This is a genomic window from Paraburkholderia caffeinilytica (assembly GCF_046030355.1).
GTDB lineage: Bacteria > Pseudomonadota > Gammaproteobacteria > Burkholderiales > Burkholderiaceae > Paraburkholderia > Paraburkholderia caffeinilytica_B.
The window spans coordinates 279,570-295,908 of record NZ_JAQQCQ010000007.1 but is presented as its reverse complement, the minus strand read 5'-3'; the positions used below and the strand labels follow the sequence as shown (position 1 = coordinate 295,908).

Below are 16,339 nucleotides of genomic sequence, written 5' to 3'. Positions count from 1 at the left end.
CATCCGCGCCCCGAAGGAAGTCCCCTTGGGGGACAAAGAAAGATAAGCAAAGAAAGCGGCTTACACCGCTAGCTCATAAGCGGGGCTCCCGTACAGCGGCGGTAGTGGTGCATCTGGAATCTGTGTTCTCGCACATTCGGCGCCCGTGACAAAGGACTCATTCTTCCGGCGGCGCTGCGCGCGCCGAAAGGTTATTCATGAGCCCCCCCCGCGTTGGGTTTTATCGTCGCGTCGCGAGCGCGTAGGTGGCAGGGGTGATCCCCAGCAGTCGCACGAACGCTCGCGTCATATGGCTCTGGTCAGCATACCCCGCCGCAGTCGCCGCATCTGCCAACGTCGCGCCACGTGCGATCAGTTGTCTCGCAAGCATCACCCGGCGCTGCATTCTGTATGCGTGCGGTGGTAACCCCGTCTCGTAGGCGAAACCCCGTAGCAGCTGAAACCTGCTCATGCCGGCGTCGGCAGCAAGGTCGGCTAACGTGTGCGGTGACGATGGGTCGTCGTCGATTCGTGCTCTTGCTCGTGCAATTGGACCCAGTGATTGGGCGTAGCCCGGATGTGCGTGCGTCGTCGCGTGAGTTCGAATCAGATATCCGAGCAACTCGAGTGTCGCCTCCTCTCGTACCAGGTCGTCCGGTACGGGTTGCGTTTCCACCGATACCGCAAACATGCGGTCGAAGAGTCGCTTCAGCAAAGGATCGTGTACCACCGGTTGCGTCAGCTCGATCTCGTGCGTGGCCGCACCGCTCAACTCGATCGCGACGTCGGTCAGCATCGCGGGTTCGAAATACAGCATGCGCCATGCGCGTCCGCGCTCGTCGAGCGGGCTGCCGTCGTGCACCTCCCCTGGATTCACCATGATCGCGTCGCTCGCGCGCGCTTCAACTACGCCGCGGCCGCTCGACGAGCGATGGCCGCCAGCAACGATCACGCCCACCCCGAAGCGATCGTGCGAATGGCGCGGAAACGAATGCGCTGTTTCGGCCACCGTCGCTTCGACGCCACCAATCGCGCAACGAGGCATGTGAACACGGCCGCGTGACATGGTTCGCCTCTCAGCAGTTAATGAGCATTCCGCGCGGCACAACACGCGTGAACGTGTGTAGCGAATTGCATTGCGGCATGTCTGGCGAAACGGTGGCCAAAAAGTATGCGGTGAAGTGCATCACGAATCGCACACTAAATTGCACCACGAATTGCGCACGGAACCGCAGCGCGGTCTGTGCGCCAGACCAGCCATGCACAAGATGGCGCGCGCCGGTCCGCTCATCAACCGGTCGCCTCGTCTGTGCCGGTGCCCGTACGTTCACCTTCGCGAACCTTACCTTGCGATACGCTGCTGCCCGGCGGCACGCTATGCGTAAGCCACACATTGCCGCCGATCACCGAGCCGCGCCCGATCGTCACGCGGCCGAGAATCGTCGCGCCGGCATAAATCACGACGTCGTCTTCAACGATCGGATGGCGTGCGTTGCCCTTGACCAGCGTGCCGTCGACGTCCGCTGCGAAGCTCTTCGCGCCGAGCGTCACGGCCTGGTAGACGCGCACGCGCTCGCCGATGATCGCGGTCTCGCCGATCACGACGCCCGTGCCGTGGTCGATAAAGAAACTCGGGCCGATAGTCGCGCCCGGGTGAATGTCGATGCCGGTGGCCGAGTGCGCGATCTCATTGATGAAACGCGCGAGCAAAGGCACACCGAGGCGCTGCAGCGCGTGCGCAAGACGATGGTGCGTCATCGCCCACACGCCCGGATAACACAGCAAAATTTCCGTGATGTGCTGCGCGGCGGGGTCGCCGGTAAAAGCAGCCTGAATATCGCTGACCAGCAACGCGCGAATACCGGGCAACTGCGTGCCGAATTCGCGCGCGACGTCGAACGCGCGCGCCTTCAGATCCGCATCGGGCGTTTCGCCGAACTCAGGCAGAAAACGCAAGGCACGGCGAATCTGTTCAGCAAGCAAACGCAACGTGCTTTCGAGCGTGTGGCCGACGTAGTAGTCGACCGTTTCGTCAGTCAGATCGGGCGCGCCATAGTGCGTGGGAAACAGCGCCGCGCGCAAGCCGGCGACAATGGCGATCACCGCGTCGCGCGACGGCAGTTCGCGAATGCCGAGCGGATGCCGCGTGCGATGCAATTCTTCACGCGACGCTCGCAAGTCCGCGACGATCTGTTCGAGACCCCAGTTGTGGGAAGGCACATTAGGCATAAAAGGACGGCGCCGCGCGATAAGCACGGTTCAGAGTGATTGTCCCAAGAGATTACCGCGTTTTGCCGCGGCCCGCGCGGCCCCGCAAGGCTGGCCGGTATGCCAGTCCGCGTATGGCGCATGCGCTTCAGATGGTCACGCTGCTCGCATCGATCCAGCGCACCGCCCAGTCGCGTGCGTGCGCGATGGCGGTGACTTCGTCAGGAAATCGCAAATCGTTGGGAAAAAAACGGTTGGCGACCAGTTCGCCGTCGCTCGAGCGGGAGATGACCACATAAGGTTGCCAAGTGCCATCGCCGGCGCGCGCCGGCGCGCAATTCAGCAAGTAGCCGCGATGTGTGAATGCAGCATCGAAATGCATGTGTCACCCGCCCTGACGGCCTCGTAAGAAGTTTTGAGTAGCGCGCGTCTGTTCGTTTCCAGCCATGTAAAAACAGCTGGACGCATGTCGTCGATTTAACCGCGCTTCGCTCGTCGGAGTAAGATCATACTCTGTAGAAAATACGCGTCCATTAAAAAAAATCAAAAGAATCGCGGACGCAATCGCCATGTGAAACACCCGCCTACCTCATTGCACAAAAACGGCGAGGCAACAGCGGTGTAACTCACACGTACAAGGAGATTGTGCGAGGCGGAACGGGTTTTGCTGCACTTCAACCATGTCCTCTTAAGGGAGAATGCATGATGAACAGCGATATCAACAAGCCAGCAGACGCCGGCAAGCAGCCACGCACCGTCGGCCCGAGCACGACGGAGTTGCATAACGACCGCACGCACGACAGCACGGTCGACACCGACGGCAAGAACCTCGAAGCCGCGCGCATAGCCGGCCACAGTCCGATCTCGCCGGACGAGATCACGACGTCCAACGCAACCCTCGTCAACAGCGTGCCGGAGGCGCAGGACGGCATGGCCGGCTTCGACAGCCGGGTTGGCGGCAATCATCTGCTGCTGGCGCTCGAACCGGGCTACGCGGTGATCGACAAAGGCATGGTCGAGCCGCAAGGCATCGGTTCAGAAGATGACGAGTTCGACGAGCCACGCTCGATCCGCAGCCGCCGCGAACGTGGCCGCATTCATTACGCCGTCAATCACCTCCGGCCCACTCGCGTGATTGAATTACATCGGGTGAAATAATGATTCGCGCGGCGCGTATGTGTTTGAATTGTGCCGCTTGCGCCGATTAATCAGTCCATTTCAAATTGCGCACCGTTTGAATGACGGTGCGCGCTGCCTCATTGCGTTGCCTCATTGATTAGAAACTCAGGGTTGCAAGACCTGCAAGCCGAACAGGCTTTTTCTGTCCGCCGAACGCCGACACAATCGACTGCACGTCCAATACCACACGGAGCAGCAGATGAAAAAGATTGTCGTAATAGGCGCAACCGGCACGGTCGGCCAGGCGGTGAGCGCGGCATTGAAAGCGCGCCATGAAGTCATCGAAGTGGGTGCGACGCGCGGCCAGTATCGCGTGGACAGCACCGATCCGGCCAGCATCGAGCGGCTCTTTGGCGAGCTCGGCAAGGTGGACGGCGTCGTCACCGCCACCGGCAAGCTGCATTTCGGCCCGCTGCCGGAGATGAGCGCCGAGCAGTTCTGGGTCGGTCTGCGCGACAAGCTGATGGGTCAGATCAATGTGGTGCTGGGCGCCCAGCAGTACGTGAACGACGGCGGCTCGTTCACGCTGACGAGCGGCATTGTCGGCGACGAGCCGATTCGCGAAGGCGCGAATGCAACCACGGTCAATCTGGCCCTGGAAGGCTTCGTGCGTGGGGCCGCGATCGAATTGCCGCGCGGCATCCGCATCAACGTGGTGAGCCCTACGGTGTTGACTGAGGCGCTCGACGCTTTTGCGCCCTACTTCCGCGGCTTCGAGCCGGTCAGCGCCGAACGCGCTGCGCAGGCGTATTTGCGCAGCGTGGAAGGCGCGCAAACGGGCCGTGTGTATCGCGTGGGGTATTGAGAAGCGGCGGCCGAACGCACGCTCGCAGAGCGTTCACGCCGTACCAGCGGGAACTGCGCAGTTCGTCGGTCGCCTTCTCCTCGTCAACCTCTGCTCTCTTTCGCGCGCGACACGATCTGCGTCGGGCTCACGAATTGCAGGGCGATCAGCACCCAGATCAATGTGATCGCCATGTAGATCATCGCCATCGCATCGATCGATTGCGGCGCGCGCACGCCGGTTGAAAACACCGCGTAGTACAAGGCGACCACGAGCGTTTGCGTCGCCGGACCCGCTGTGAAGAATGTCAGTTCGAACAGGCCGATGGTGCGCACCAGCACGAGCAGCCCGGCCGCCAGCATGCCGGGCACCAGCAAGGGCAGCAACACGTAGCGGAAATAGCGAAACGTGTTCGCGCCGAAAATGCGCGCCGCCGCTTCGAGATTGGGATCGATCTGCTCGATGAACGGCGTCATCACCAGGATCACGAACGGCAGTGCCGGCACGAGATTCGCGAGAATCACGCCGCCCAAGGTCCCGGCGAGGCCGACCTTGTACATCACGGTCGCCATCGGAATGCCATAGGTCACCGGCGGCACCATCAGGGGCAACAGAAAAATCAGCATCGCGATCCGCTTGCCGCGAAACTGCACGCGAGCAAGCGCATACGCCGCCGGCACGCCGAGTACGACCGCCAACACCACTACCGCGCCGACCACTTCGACGGTGACCCACAATACGCTCGCCAGCTGAAAATCGCTCCACGCTTGCGCGTACCAATGAAGCGTAAAGCCTTGCGGCAACAGGGTGCCGAACCAGCGGGTCGCCACAGAATTCACCGCGACAGTCGCAATCAGCAGCACTACGTTGACGAGGAAGAACACCACCGCGCCCCACACCAGCACGTACCAGATGCGGCCCGGCACACTGGCGCGCTGTTTGACGCGCTCGCTGGGTTGCCGCGCACCGTCGTTGTTTTCGTTCGACGGAGACCACGAAGGAGGCGCGGCGTGGTGATCGCTAGCCATCAGCCTTTGCCTCCCGTCACTGGACCGCTGTAGAAGAAACGGCGCGCACCGAGCATCGCGGCGACCACCAGCAGTTGCACGAAGCCCATCACCATCGCAATCGCCGAAGCAAGCGAATAGTCGTAGCTTTCAAACGCGGCTTCGGCGGCGGCGATCGACATCACGCGCGTCGGGCCCGCGGGTGCACCCAGCAGCACCGCCGATGGAAACACCGAGAACGCCTGCACGAACGATAAACAGGCGGCCATCGTCAAACCGGGCACCAGCAGCGGCAAATAGATGCGACGGAACTGCTGCCACGGGCTCGCGCCGAGCGTGGCGGCGGCGCTTGCGAGCGTCGGATCGATACCGGTCACGTAGGACAGCGTCAGCAGAAATGCAAACGGAAAACCCGACACGATCAGCGAGATCAGCACGCCCCAGAAGTTATGCGTCAGACGCACTTCGTTGGTGTAGAAATGCAGACCCTGCAATGCCTGCGGAAACCAGCCGTTCGGGCGGAAGTACGTGAGCATGCCGTCGGCGATCAGCACCGTGCCGAGCGTGACGGGAATCACCAGCAGCGTAGTGACGAGCTTCTGATAGGGCGAATTGCGGCGCAGCGCGAATGCCACCGGAACCGATGCACCCACATTGATCAGCGTCGCCGGCACGGCGAGCTTGAGCGTGACGAGAATGGTCGGCCACATCGACGTGTCGGTAAAGAACGTCAGATAGTTGGCCCACAGGCTGCCGCCGTTCATCGGCCGGAACGACAGCACCAGACCATACGCAAACGGATAGATAAACAACGCCGCGATAAAAATCAAAGCCGGCGCGACCAGCCATGCTTTGGCGTCGCGCGGCGCTAGCGGCGGTGGCGACAGCATGGGCGTGTTCACGCAGCCTCTCCGTCATAGACGAGCGTGCGTGACGGCGGCACGCGCAAACTGATGCGGTCGCCCGCTTCGAATTCGCCCGCGATGCGCGCCCACACGTCGCCGAACGCGGTCTTCACCCGCAGCAGTGAATCGTGGCCGCCGTATTCCACGGTGGTCACCAGTGCGTCGAAGGCATTTTCCGCGCCGGCTGCCGTGCATGCCATGTCCTCGGGGCGCAACGCAACGCTCACGCGTTTGCTGTTGAAACCCGCCATCGGCGTGCCGACCAGACGCACGCCGTTCGCGCTCACCGCCACCCCGTCGCCCTGCGTGCCTTCGAGCGTAAATTCGACCACGTTTCGATAGCCCATAAACCGCGCGACATGCAAATTTTGTGGCCGTGTGTAAACCTCTTTCGGCGTGCCGACCTGCTGCACCACGCCCTCTTTCATCACGACGATGCGATCGGCCATCGAAAGCGCTTCGTCCTGATCGTGCGTCACGTAGAGCGTCGCGCGTTCCAGTTGACTATGGATGCGGCGAATTTCGGCGCGCATTTCAATGCGCAGTTTCGTATCGAGATTCGACAGCGGCTCGTCCATCAGAATCAGCGGCGGCTCGATCACGATCGCCCGCGCAATCGCCACACGCTGCTGCTGACCGCCCGACAGTTGTCCCGGCAGCTTGCGCTCATGACCGACCAGTTGCACGAGTTGCAAAGCTTCACGCGCCCGGCGCATGGCCTCGCTCTTGCCGATGCCACGCATCTTCAATCCGAAGCCGACGTTATCGAGCACGCTCATATGCGGAAATAGCGCGTAGTTCTGGAACACCATGCCGAAGCCGCGCTTTTCCGGGGGCAGCACATCGATGCGTTGATCGTCGAGCCAGATGCCACCGCCGCTCAACGGCTGCAAGCCGGCGATGCAATTGAGCGCCGTCGATTTGCCACAACCGGAAGGGCCGAGCAACGCAATGAACTCGCCACGCTGAATACTCAAATCGAGGCCTTGCAACGCCGCGACCGCCTGGCCCTCCGCATTCGTGAAACTGCGGCTCACCGAATCGAGCCGCAACTGCTCAAAATGATGCTTCATGGCGATGTCCTGATACGCGTAACGCGCGAATCGCGAAGGCTCAATCGTCCTGATACGCGTAACGCGCGAATCGCGAAGGCTCAATCGAACAGATGCGCGTGAAGATTCATGACGGTTTTCTGCGTGCAGCACACGCGACACTCGCGGGGGGCCGAGCGATGAATGCACAGCCCCATTCCGCGACTATCTGGTTTTCTGCGCGCCGACGTCGCTGTCCCATTTCTTGAAAGCCGCCACCATCGCGGTCGCATTCAGTGGCAAAACATGGGGACGTTCGGTCAGCAGCTTCGCGTACTCCGGCCGGCCGTATTTCTTCAGTACATCCTGGCTGTGCGCGGGCGCCTGCTCGATGCTTACGCCCTTGATCGCGGGTCCGGGATAGAAATAACCGTCGTCATAGGTCAGCGCCTGCTGCGCGGGTTCGAGCATGAAGTTCATCAGCTTGTAAATCACGTCGAGCTTTTCCTTCGGCACGCCCTTCGGAATCACCATGTAGTGCGCGTCGTTCACCCACGTCATGTTGTCGAATGCCTGCACACGGAATTCCGCCGGCACGATACCCAGCGCGCGCGGATTGACGTCCCAGCCGGTCACCGTCACGGTCATGTCGCGCGTGCCCTCGCCGAGTTCCTTCATCACCGCCGCGGTGCCGCCCGGATAGTAAGGAATGCAATCGTTCAGCTGCCTGAGAAAGGCCCACGTCTTGTCCCAGCCGTGAATCGGATCTTGCGGATCCTTGTCGCCGAGCACGTAAGGCAAGCCCATCAGAAACGTGCGGCCCGGACCGGAGTTCGCCGGCCGCGCGTAGATCAGCTTGTCCGGATGCGCCTTGCACCATTGCAGGAGTTGCTCAGGCGTTTTGGGTGGGTTGCCGACTTTGGCGGGGTTGAATTCGAGCAACGGCCCAGCCGGCATATAAGCGACTTCGAGACCGAAGCCTTGCGCGAGCTCCTGCATCTTGCGTGGGCCAGGTGCGTATTTGTCGAGCACGCCAGGGAAAGCCGCTGCATTGTCCGGCAGCAACTTCATCCAGAGATTCTGCTCGATACCGGCGGCCAGGGCGTCGGTGCCGGTCAGGACGAGATCGATATCGGAGTGGCCGGCGGCCTGTATTGCCTTGATCTTGCCGGGCAACTGCGGTGCGGGCGCGTTGGTGAAGGTGAGATTGGCGACGAGATTCGGATACTTCGCCTTGAAGGCTTCGAAACCCTTCTGCGTGAGTTGAAGATCGCCGGCCACGTCGACGATATTGAGCGTTACCGGATCGGCTGCATGCGCGGCGGATCCCCATGCGGCACTTGCCACGAGACATACGGACACCACCAGCCTGAGCGCCAACCTGCCTGAAACAGTCATTGCGTCTCCTCGCTTCCTGGTATGCAAGTCCGCCGGCCAGATGCGCTACTGGCGGTGTCTCTCTACCAAAGGAACATAGCGAAGCGGAACTGTCGATGTCAAGCAAATACTCGCCACGGCGGTTTGCCCATCAATCTATCGATTTTTGACGGAGAATCTTTTTTGTTCAATGGGTTGCGTGCTTTACCCAAGGGCAAACCCGGAGCTGCGAGGTGGGCCACACGAAAAGTTGTCAGGCAACCCCGGCATACGTGCTGCGCTCAGACGGCGCCCGTGCCTCGCGCGCTCAACCGCCCTGAACGCCCTGCGTATTCACGTACAGCGAATACAAGCCATGACTTGCCGCCATGAACAACCGGTTGCGATGGCGTCCGCCGAAACACACGTTCGCGCAGCGCTCCGGCAACGCGATATGGCCGATCGGTTCGCCTTGCGGCGTGAAGACGCGCACGCCGTCGAGCTCGTCGGTTCCCATGCCCCAGCCGCACCAGAGATTGCCGTGCGTGTCGATGCGAAAGCCGTCCGGCGTACCTGGGCCCGCGTCGATCAACACGCGGTTGTTCGACAGCACAGCGCGCTCGCCGCTGACGTCGACATCGAACGCACGAATCTTGCGCGGCGCGCCACGCGATTCGACGACGTACAGCACCGACTCGTCCGGCGAAAACGCGAGGCCGTTCGGGCCCAATACGCCGTCAGCGACCATCGTCACCTCGCCCGATTGGCCGTCGATGCGGTACACGCACGCGGGCAGTTCCGACTCTTGCCGTTCGCCCTCATAAAAGCTGTCGATGCCGAAGGTCGGATCGGTAAACCAGATCGACCCGTCCGATTTCACGATCACATCATTCGGCGAGTTGAAGCGCTTGCCGCGATAACGGTCGGCGAGGACGGTGATCGAGCCGTCATACTCCGTGCGCGTGACGCGGCGCGTCAGGTGCTCGCAGGTCACGAGGCGGCCCTGGCGGTCACGTGTATGGCCGTTCGCATTGTTCGACGACTGGCGAAACGTGGTGACCGCACCGCTGGTTTCGTCCCAGCGCAGGATGCGGTCGTTGGGAATGTCGCTCCACAGCAGATAACGGCCGTCGCCGAACCAGACCGGCCCTTCCGACCAGCGTGCGCCCTGATACAGGCACTCGACGGAAGCGGACGCAAGGATCAGCGACTTGAAGCGCGGATCGAGCACGCGAATGGAAGGATCGGGATAGCGTCGGCTGGTGTCAGTCATGCGTAGGCTTTGGATGATGGAAGTTGAGGGAAGACAGGCTCAAGTGCGTTGCGCCCCGCAAGCCGGCGCGCGGCACAAGCGCCTGCAATCAGCGCCAATGCAATGCAGGCTTCTGCGCGAACCGGTGCGCGCTCCAATGCAAGCCGGATCTGCTTCGCATGATCGATCTTCGCATGATGTTCCGGCTGCGTCGAACTGAGCAGCGGCAGGAGCGGCCCCTCTCGGCAATCTTTGAGAACGTAACCGCGTCATGCAGCACGCGAATCAGCGAGATCTCGTCGCACAGGGTTTCAAGCGTCAGGCAAGCGTCATGGAGACGCTGCGCCGTGTCGGTATTACCGATTCTGATGGCTTGCAGGGTAATTTCGGAAAAAATGTCATTCAAAGTCGTTTGACAATAATGCTGCAAATCAAAAGCATCAAAAAAGCGACTACGAGAAAATTACCCACTTTATCGACCCGTGAATCTTAATCCGGTCGAAAAAATCCGATATAAGGAGTCATTCGTCCGTCAGGTTTAAGAATCAGCGCTGGCGCCGTTTCTTTAGAAATCGCGCTCGGCTTTGTGAGATGATTTTTAGTGATAGATTGTGAAGATAAAAAAGCCGGACGGATTGCCGTACCGCTATTAACCGCAACGAGACGTTTGCGAGTCTAAGAGAACCAAATTGTCGCTACATTTTATCGAGGAAATGGCACCGCTACTGAACGCCGCAGATGAAGCGGAATGGTTCGGCGCGATCGCGGGGCTTGCCGACACATGGGGCTTCGACAGGCTTCTGATCGCCATGCTGCCGCGCCCGACCATTCGCCTTGAAGACGCCTACGTGCGGAGCACCTACGCGCCGGCGTGGCGACGCACCTACGACGAGCAGGGGCTCGTCCATATCGACCCGACCGTTTCGCATTGCGCGACACGGGCCACGCCGCTGATCTGGTCGCCGGATATTTTTACGACTGCACCGCAGCAGTCCATGTATGAGGAAGCCCGCGCGCACGGCCTGCGCGCCGGTGTGACATTGCCGATTCATGGGCCGAACCAGGAAGCCGGCATGATGTGCTTCGTCAACGACAGCAATCCGACCGACGCATTCTGGCGTCACGTCAACGTTGCATTGCCGAATCTGGTCTTATTGCGCGATCTGGTGATCGACACCAGTCAACGCCATTTGAATACGCACGCTCAGACTTTATTGCCCAAGCTCACGCCGCGCGAACGCGAATGCCTGAAATGGACCGCGCGCGGCAAATCCACCTGGGAAATCTCCCATATCCTGAGCTGTTCCGAAGCCGTAGTGAACTTCCACATGAAGAACATCAGGACGAAATTCGGTGTGAATTCACGCCGCGCGGCGGCCGTGATCGCCGCGCAGCTGGGGCTTATTGACCCGGGTTGAGCAAAGCGGCAGCGTCGCGGCTGTACAGCACCCGTTCGGCACGGCCCAGATCGGCATCGGAAACGGTTTTGGTGAAATAGAGGCCCAGCAGGATTGACACCGGCGCCGGAATTTCGGCACCCGACTCGAACCGGCTGCCACGCGACTGCGTCACGCCAAAGCGGGCCCAGAAGCGGCGCTGGCTCTCTTTCTTCTTCTTGCGGTAGGCAATGATCAGAACGCGATCCACCGCCGATGACGCCTCTGCCGGGCGGGTTTGGACCGAGGGTTGCGCTTGCCAGTGGTTTTCGAGAAGTTCCATTTTCGTGTCCGGTCGGTTGAGTGCTGAGGCTTGTCTCGAATTCTGCGTTATCCGATAAGCATGCACACCTATCCAGGTAGGTAGGTGGCAGAACGATTCAAAATGCATAAGTTTTCTTGCGTATTGGGTACCCCAACACGTTCAGGAGAACGTCATGCAAACAGCAATCCGGATTGGAATGAGGCAGGAATTCGACAACGCGGACATCAACGAGATGTACCGTCTGCGGGCGCGGGTGTTTCACGGGCGGCTCGGATGGGACATCCCGACCATCGCGGGCATGGAGATCGACGGTTACGACGCCCTCGGGCCGCACTACATGCTGATTCAGGGCGATGACCGGCACGTGCGGGGCTGTTGGCGCCTGATGCCGACGGAGGGGCCGAACATGCTGAAGGACACCTTTCCGCAATTGCTGCACGGTGCGGATGCGCCGGTCGGCCGGCATATCTGGGAACTGAGCCGGTTCGCGATCGAAACCAGCGGCGAGGAACAGTCGTTCGGCTTTGCCGACCTGACGATGCAGGCGATCCACGAGCTCGTGACGTTCGCCGACCGGATGGGCATCACGCGTTACGTCACGGTGACCACGACGCCGATCGAACGGCTGCTGCGCAAGACCGGCATCGACATCAGCCGGCTCGGCTCACCGCTGCAGATCGGCGTGGAACGGGCCGTGGCGCTGGATATCGCAGTCAGTCCGAAGACCCGCACCGCCCTGTTCGGACCGATGGCAGCCGCCGCCTGACGCCAGGGCGCAACTGGGACTGCGGTTGCGATGATCCGGTGGCGGGTGGTCCGGCTGCAGGCAGTTCGATTGCAACGAACCCGGCGCAAGTGCCCAATTGAAGCGCACCGGTTACCTGGTATTGGCAATCCGCGGAGGAGGCACGCGGAATCTCAGGAACCGAACATCCGCTCAAGCGCATTCTCGAGATGTGTGCGCATCGCCTTCCCCGCTGCGAGGCCGTCCTTGCGGCGAATCGCCTCGAGCACGGCCATATGCTCGGCCTGCACGAGCCGCTGCCGCTCCACGGTCTTCACGAGCGACAGATTGCGCGACAGATTCATGCTGAACAGAATCTGTTCTTCGATGAACGACATGACCGTGATAAAAAACGGGTTCTTCGAGGCGCGTGCCACCGCCAGGTGAAACATGAAATCGTCTTGCGCGCCGATACCCCGGGTTTCGATGACGCGTTCCAGTTGGTCCCACGCATGCTGGATCGCGGCAATGTCGTCGGTGTCGGCCTTGAGCGCCGCCTGTTCGGCCGCGCCCGCTTCGGTCACGATGCGAAATTCATAACAGCGGCGGATGTCGGACAGCGTTTCGAGCGGCGCAAACCGCCGCACGTCGGGGTCCGGCCGCCGCGCGACGGTGGTGCCGGAACCGTGCCGCGTCATGATGATCCCGTCCGCCCGCAAGCGTGCCAAGGCTTCGCGCACGGTCGGCCGGGACGTCGCAAAGCGCTCCGCCAGCGCATGCTCGGTAGGCAAGCGCTGGCCTTCCTTGTACTCGCCTTCAAGAATGCGATTGAGGATGTCGCCGTAGATCTTGTCGGGCAGGGCCGTGGTTTTGCGCTCGTTCATCAGCGGTGCTGAAGCAGCTTGTCTGAGTAGGTCCCGATTGTAAGGCAAGCCTGGCCCTTTCCGGGCTTGACATACGCCTTCTGGCTTAACAGGCATGCCACAAATGCCTGCTGCACGGTGCTTGCCGCGTAGCGCGCCGCTATCGCAAAATTTGACAAGTATTTGATTTACATCCTGGCAGGGCGCACTTTTTTCAGCGATCATTTAAGCTTGCAGCGGTAATAAATCGTCAATGAGCCCGGCCGGTCGCCACGGCTGCGGTATCCGAATCCTTCAGACACGGAGTCGAGATGTACACACGCATCCTGGTAGCCGTCGACGGCAGCAACACCTCGCGCCGTGCATTCGAAGCAGCGCTCGCGCTCGCGAAATCCACCGGCGCTGTCTTGCAGCCGCTCTATGTCGTCGAAAACACGCCGATGTATTTCGAAGCGCCCGGCTACGACCCATCCGTTCTGCGTAACCGCCTGGTCGAAGAGGGCAAGGAACTCTGCGCGGAATTCGCCCAGACCATGGCCGCGCAAGGCGTCAAGGGTGAACTCATCGTGGGTGAAGCCTCCTCGCTCGACGACGTTTCGGCGGTTGTACTAAAAGCTGCCGCCGACTTCAACGCCGATTTGCTGGTGATGGGCACGCATGGCCGGCGCGGTTTTCAGCGCCTGATTCTCGGCAGCGTCGCAGAGCGCTGCGTGCGTCAGGCGAGCTTGCCCGTGCTGCTGATCCCATCCGCTGCCGGCAAGGTCAATGAAGACGCCTGAACGCGTGGCGATACACAGTACAACTGTGTTTGCTTGCCGCATCGGGCGGCAAGCGTGCGGCTCTATCTCCAAAATCGGAGCAGAGCACACGTCTCCATGATGTGTAGCAGTCCAGAACCACAAGCAACAACGCGAACGTGATGTCGCTCAACATGCCTAACTTCACGAACGCGTCATTTTGTCGCTAAACGGGGGGCATGGGCGGTGGGACAATCAGTCGTTACCCTGATAAATGGCTGCAGAACATGCTTACTCCTACCGCAATGACTCGCTCAGCCGACGCCGCCGATTCCACCATGATTCCGCCGCCGGCCCGCGGCGGCCGTCGTACCGCACCGGTGCGGGCAACGGCGCGCACCGCCGCTCGTTGTTCGAGCTGTTCGATGCGGGCGCTCTGCATGCCGCAAGGCTTGTCGCCCGACGAGCTAACGAAACTCGAAGCGCTCATTTGCAGCGCGCGCTCGGTGCAGCGTGGCGAAGCGCTGTATCGCAGCGGCGACCGCTTCGACAATCTCTACGCCGTGCGTTCCGGCTCCATGAAAACCGTCATGGCCCACCGTGACGGCCGTGAACAGGTCACCGGGTTGCGCCTTGCCGGCGAAGCGCTCGGCCTCGACGGCATCAGCGAAGACGTGCACGCATGCAGCGCCATCGCCCTTGAAGACAGCACCGTGTGTATCGTTCCCTACCCCGCGCTCAAATCCTTATGCCGCGAAATCAGTTCGATGCAGGATCGCCTGCACAAACTGCTGGGCGAACAGATTGTCCGCGAAGCTGGGCAGATGATGGTGCTCGGCTCACTTTCAGCAGATGAACGTGTCGCGGCATTTCTGCTCGACGTGTCGGAGCGCAATGCGCAACGCGGTTATTCATCGGCGGAATTCAATTTGCGCATGACACGCGAGGACATGGGCAGCTACCTCGGCATGACGCTGGAAACCGTGAGCCGCACCCTGTCAAGATTTCAAAAGCGCGGCCTGATCGACACACAAGGCAAACACATCCGGATCGTCGATCTGGACGGCTTGCAGCAAGTGTAAGCCGCACGCGCAGGACCTGGCCCGCGCCGCCACGTCCCCGCCCATCTGTTTTTAGCGCGCATTCGTCTTGGCATGGCTCCTGCGAGCGGGTACAGTCTTTAGTCCGTCCCCCGCAAGGAGACTTGGCGAAATGAATCGCGACCCCGCCCCGCATCACCCGCTTATCCAGCGTCTGATCGACGCGCGTCAGGTTACCGACGCACTGTTTTCCATCGTCAAACCCGAGTTTCTGTACGAGCGGCCGATCCGTGAGCGCCACCGGATCGTGTTTTACATCGGCCATCTGGAAGCTTTCGATCGTAATCTTTTCGACCAGCGGCTGTGCAATCTGCCGGCATTCGATCCGCACCTCGACCAGCTCTTCGCTTTCGGTATCGATCCTGTCGATGGCGGCTTTCCCACCGATCAACCCAGTGACTGGCCCTCGCTCGACGCCGTACGCAGCTACGCGTCGCGTGCCCGCGAGCAGATCGATCGCGAACTCGCCGCGCTGAGCGACACCGCGCGCGTCGGCCGCAAGGGCGCCCGTGCGGACGCGTCCGAGCAATTGCTGAACGTCGCGATCGAGCATCGGCTGATGCATGCCGAAACGCTCGCGTACATGCTGCATCAGTTGCCGCTTGCCCAAAAGGTCACCGGCTTGCAGGAACCGGCACTCACGCGTCCTGAACCGCAGCAGGCGCTGTCGTCGATGGTGAACGTGCCGGCTGGCACAACAGTGCTCGGCATGTCGCGCGAGACTGGCCATTTTGGCTGGGACAATGAGTTCGGAGAAATGCGCGTCGAAGTGCCGGCGTTCGAGATCGACCGTCATATGGTGACGAACGGCGCGTTTCGCGAGTTCATCGAAGCGGGCGGTTATCGCGAACCGAAGTGGTGGACGGATAAGGATTGGGCCTGGAAGGAAGCCGGGCATATCGAGCATCCCGCCTGCTGGTCGCAGCAAACCGGCGGCGATCGGGGCAGCGCATGGACGCTGCGCACGATGTTCGACGACGTGCCACTGCCGCTCAACTGGCCCGCGTATGTGAGTCACGCTGAAGCCAGCGCTTACGCGCGCTGGGCCGGCAAGGCGCTACCCAGCGAAGCGCAATGGCAGCGCGCGGCGCATGGCGCACCGCATGCCGCCTCGGGCAATTTCGATTTCCGCAGCTGGGACCCGCAACCGGTGGACGCCTATCCGGACAACGTCAGCGCGTTCGGCGTGGAAGGTCAATTCGGCAATGGCTGGGAATGGACCTCCACGGTATTCGACGCACTGCCGGGGTTTGAAGCGTTTCCGTTTTATCCGGGTTACTCCGCCAACTTTTTCGACGGGCAGCATTACGTGATCAAGGGCGGTTCGGCGCGCACCGCGCAATGCATGTTGCGGCCGGCTTTCCGGAACTGGTTTCAGCCGCATTATCAGTATGTGTATGCGGGGTTTCGCTGTGTGAGGGTGATGACAAATAAGGCATAAGTTGACCGTCAAAATGGCCCTTATGCTTTATTGCAAACAGTAGCGGACTTATGCTTTATTCTATCGAAAGCA

Annotated in this window: 18 protein-coding genes; 8 read left to right on the top strand and 10 right to left on the bottom strand. The window is 61.0% G+C overall.

Features of this window, described 5'->3' with window-relative positions; translation table 11 throughout:
- Positions 1-220 precede the first annotated feature (220 nt).
- The 3 genes from PQQ95_RS14145 to PQQ95_RS14135 all read right to left on the bottom strand — a co-directional run bounded on the left by PQQ95_RS14145 (position 221) and on the right by PQQ95_RS14135 (position 2,569).
- Complete coding sequence (locus PQQ95_RS14145) at positions 221-1,045, bottom strand: AraC family transcriptional regulator (RefSeq protein ID WP_408437993.1); 825 nt, start codon at positions 1,043-1,045, stop codon at positions 221-223.
- Between the two features lie 224 nt (positions 1,046-1,269).
- The gene (gene epsC / locus PQQ95_RS14140) at positions 1,270-2,208 is read right to left on the bottom strand and encodes a serine O-acetyltransferase EpsC (protein WP_408437992.1); all 939 of its coding nucleotides are present in this window, start codon (positions 2,206-2,208) and stop codon (positions 1,270-1,272) included.
- A 127-nt stretch (positions 2,209-2,335) separates the two neighbouring features.
- A complete protein-coding gene (locus PQQ95_RS14135) occupies positions 2,336-2,569 on the bottom strand; it encodes a hypothetical protein (protein ID WP_408437991.1) in 234 nt (77 codons plus the stop codon).
- Between the two features lie 323 nt (positions 2,570-2,892).
- Here PQQ95_RS14135 and PQQ95_RS14130 point away from each other — a divergent pair, with 323 nt between their 5' ends.
- Positions 2,893-3,345 (top strand): DUF3005 domain-containing protein, encoded by a 453-nt coding sequence (locus tag PQQ95_RS14130; protein WP_408438007.1) that lies wholly within the window; start codon positions 2,893-2,895, stop codon positions 3,343-3,345.
- A 220-nt stretch (positions 3,346-3,565) separates the two neighbouring features.
- The gene (locus PQQ95_RS14125; RefSeq protein ID WP_408437990.1) at positions 3,566-4,171 is read left to right on the top strand and encodes a short chain dehydrogenase; all 606 of its coding nucleotides are present in this window, start codon (positions 3,566-3,568) and stop codon (positions 4,169-4,171) included.
- Between the two features lie 83 nt (positions 4,172-4,254).
- Here the strand turns inward: PQQ95_RS14125 and PQQ95_RS14120 are convergent, their stop codons facing one another.
- The 5 genes from PQQ95_RS14120 to PQQ95_RS14100 all read right to left on the bottom strand — a co-directional run bounded on the left by PQQ95_RS14120 (position 4,255) and on the right by PQQ95_RS14100 (position 9,722).
- Positions 4,255-5,178, bottom strand: coding sequence for an ABC transporter permease (locus PQQ95_RS14120; protein WP_408437989.1), 924 nt, complete (start codon positions 5,176-5,178; stop codon positions 4,255-4,257).
- Positions 5,178-6,047, bottom strand: a complete 870-nt coding sequence (locus PQQ95_RS14115; protein WP_408438006.1) for an ABC transporter permease — start codon at positions 6,045-6,047, stop codon at positions 5,178-5,180. The genes PQQ95_RS14120 and PQQ95_RS14115 overlap by 1 nt, the downstream gene beginning before the upstream one ends.
- 8 nt (positions 6,048-6,055) lie before the next feature.
- On the bottom strand, positions 6,056-7,135 hold the full coding sequence (locus PQQ95_RS14110; protein WP_408437988.1) for an ABC transporter ATP-binding protein: 1,080 nt from the start codon (positions 7,133-7,135) through the stop codon (positions 6,056-6,058).
- A gap of 183 nt (positions 7,136-7,318) precedes the next feature.
- Positions 7,319-8,491: an extracellular solute-binding protein gene (locus tag PQQ95_RS14105; protein WP_408437987.1), complete on the bottom strand. Its 1,173-nt coding sequence runs from the start codon at positions 8,489-8,491 to the stop codon at positions 7,319-7,321.
- A gap of 286 nt (positions 8,492-8,777) precedes the next feature.
- Positions 8,778-9,722, bottom strand: coding sequence for an SMP-30/gluconolactonase/LRE family protein (locus PQQ95_RS14100; RefSeq protein ID WP_408437986.1), 945 nt, complete (start codon positions 9,720-9,722; stop codon positions 8,778-8,780).
- A gap of 250 nt (positions 9,723-9,972) precedes the next feature.
- Here PQQ95_RS14100 and PQQ95_RS14095 point away from each other — a divergent pair, with 250 nt between their 5' ends.
- Together PQQ95_RS14095 and PQQ95_RS14090 are read left to right on the top strand one after the other, a co-directional pair.
- Positions 9,973-10,194: a hypothetical protein gene (locus PQQ95_RS14095; protein WP_408437985.1), complete on the top strand. Its 222-nt coding sequence runs from the start codon at positions 9,973-9,975 to the stop codon at positions 10,192-10,194.
- A gap of 220 nt (positions 10,195-10,414) precedes the next feature.
- Positions 10,415-11,119, top strand: coding sequence for a helix-turn-helix transcriptional regulator (locus tag PQQ95_RS14090; protein ID WP_408438005.1), 705 nt, complete (start codon positions 10,415-10,417; stop codon positions 11,117-11,119).
- Here PQQ95_RS14090 and PQQ95_RS14085 read toward each other — a convergent pair.
- Positions 11,103-11,420, bottom strand: coding sequence for a helix-turn-helix domain-containing protein (locus PQQ95_RS14085; protein ID WP_408437984.1), 318 nt, complete (start codon positions 11,418-11,420; stop codon positions 11,103-11,105). The two genes, PQQ95_RS14090 and PQQ95_RS14085, sit on opposite strands and share 17 nt — an antisense overlap.
- 154 nt (positions 11,421-11,574) lie before the next feature.
- Here PQQ95_RS14085 and PQQ95_RS14080 point away from each other — a divergent pair, with 154 nt between their 5' ends.
- A complete protein-coding gene (locus PQQ95_RS14080; RefSeq protein ID WP_093637295.1) occupies positions 11,575-12,168 on the top strand; it encodes an acyl-homoserine-lactone synthase in 594 nt (197 codons plus the stop codon).
- Between the two features lie 152 nt (positions 12,169-12,320).
- Here PQQ95_RS14080 and PQQ95_RS14075 read toward each other — a convergent pair whose 3' ends face one another.
- Positions 12,321-13,010, bottom strand: coding sequence for a FadR/GntR family transcriptional regulator (locus PQQ95_RS14075; RefSeq protein WP_408437983.1), 690 nt, complete (start codon positions 13,008-13,010; stop codon positions 12,321-12,323).
- Between the two features lie 290 nt (positions 13,011-13,300).
- Between PQQ95_RS14075 and PQQ95_RS14070 the strand changes: the two genes are divergently transcribed.
- The 3 genes from PQQ95_RS14070 to PQQ95_RS14060 all read left to right on the top strand — a co-directional run bounded on the left by PQQ95_RS14070 (position 13,301) and on the right by PQQ95_RS14060 (position 16,267).
- Entirely contained in the window at positions 13,301-13,768 is a 468-nt protein-coding gene (locus PQQ95_RS14070; RefSeq protein WP_408437982.1) for a universal stress protein, read from the top strand.
- 383 nt (positions 13,769-14,151) lie between these two features.
- Positions 14,152-14,808 carry a helix-turn-helix domain-containing protein gene (locus PQQ95_RS14065; RefSeq protein WP_408438004.1) on the top strand — a complete coding sequence of 219 codons (657 nt, stop codon included), beginning with the start codon at positions 14,152-14,154 and terminating at the stop codon, positions 14,806-14,808.
- 130 nt (positions 14,809-14,938) lie between these two features.
- Complete coding sequence (locus tag PQQ95_RS14060) at positions 14,939-16,267, top strand: SUMF1/EgtB/PvdO family nonheme iron enzyme (protein WP_408437981.1); 1,329 nt, start codon at positions 14,939-14,941, stop codon at positions 16,265-16,267.
- Positions 16,268-16,339: the final 72 nt, after the last annotated feature.

What these genes read in the sequence shown, in the direction of transcription:
- PQQ95_RS14145 (WP_408437993.1), bottom strand. Translation starts at nt 1,045, where the DNA reads ATGTCACGCGGCCGTGTTCACATGCCTCGTTGCGCGATTGGTGGCGTC.
- epsC (WP_408437992.1), bottom strand. Translation starts at nt 2,208, where the DNA reads ATGCCTAATGTGCCTTCCCACAACTGGGGTCTCGAACAGATCGTCGCG.
- PQQ95_RS14135 (WP_408437991.1), bottom strand. Translation starts at nt 2,569, where the DNA reads ATGCATTTCGATGCTGCATTCACACATCGCGGCTACTTGCTGAATTGC.
- PQQ95_RS14130 (WP_408438007.1), top strand. Translation starts at nt 2,893, where the DNA reads ATGAACAGCGATATCAACAAGCCAGCAGACGCCGGCAAGCAGCCACGC.
- PQQ95_RS14125 (WP_408437990.1), top strand. Translation starts at nt 3,566, where the DNA reads ATGAAAAAGATTGTCGTAATAGGCGCAACCGGCACGGTCGGCCAGGCG.
- PQQ95_RS14120 (WP_408437989.1), bottom strand. Translation starts at nt 5,178, where the DNA reads ATGGCTAGCGATCACCACGCCGCGCCTCCTTCGTGGTCTCCGTCGAAC.
- PQQ95_RS14115 (WP_408438006.1), bottom strand. Translation starts at nt 6,047, where the DNA reads ATGCTGTCGCCACCGCCGCTAGCGCCGCGCGACGCCAAAGCATGGCTG.
- PQQ95_RS14110 (WP_408437988.1), bottom strand. Translation starts at nt 7,135, where the DNA reads ATGAAGCATCATTTTGAGCAGTTGCGGCTCGATTCGGTGAGCCGCAGT.
- PQQ95_RS14105 (WP_408437987.1), bottom strand. Translation starts at nt 8,491, where the DNA reads ATGACTGTTTCAGGCAGGTTGGCGCTCAGGCTGGTGGTGTCCGTATGT.
- PQQ95_RS14100 (WP_408437986.1), bottom strand. Translation starts at nt 9,722, where the DNA reads ATGACTGACACCAGCCGACGCTATCCCGATCCTTCCATTCGCGTGCTC.
- PQQ95_RS14095 (WP_408437985.1), top strand. Translation starts at nt 9,973, where the DNA reads ATGCAGCACGCGAATCAGCGAGATCTCGTCGCACAGGGTTTCAAGCGT.
- PQQ95_RS14090 (WP_408438005.1), top strand. Translation starts at nt 10,415, where the DNA reads ATGGCACCGCTACTGAACGCCGCAGATGAAGCGGAATGGTTCGGCGCG.
- PQQ95_RS14085 (WP_408437984.1), bottom strand. Translation starts at nt 11,420, where the DNA reads ATGGAACTTCTCGAAAACCACTGGCAAGCGCAACCCTCGGTCCAAACC.
- PQQ95_RS14080 (WP_093637295.1), top strand. Translation starts at nt 11,575, where the DNA reads ATGCAAACAGCAATCCGGATTGGAATGAGGCAGGAATTCGACAACGCG.
- PQQ95_RS14075 (WP_408437983.1), bottom strand. Translation starts at nt 13,010, where the DNA reads ATGAACGAGCGCAAAACCACGGCCCTGCCCGACAAGATCTACGGCGAC.
- PQQ95_RS14070 (WP_408437982.1), top strand. Translation starts at nt 13,301, where the DNA reads ATGTACACACGCATCCTGGTAGCCGTCGACGGCAGCAACACCTCGCGC.
- PQQ95_RS14065 (WP_408438004.1), top strand. Translation starts at nt 14,152, where the DNA reads ATGCGGGCGCTCTGCATGCCGCAAGGCTTGTCGCCCGACGAGCTAACG.
- PQQ95_RS14060 (WP_408437981.1), top strand. Translation starts at nt 14,939, where the DNA reads ATGAATCGCGACCCCGCCCCGCATCACCCGCTTATCCAGCGTCTGATC.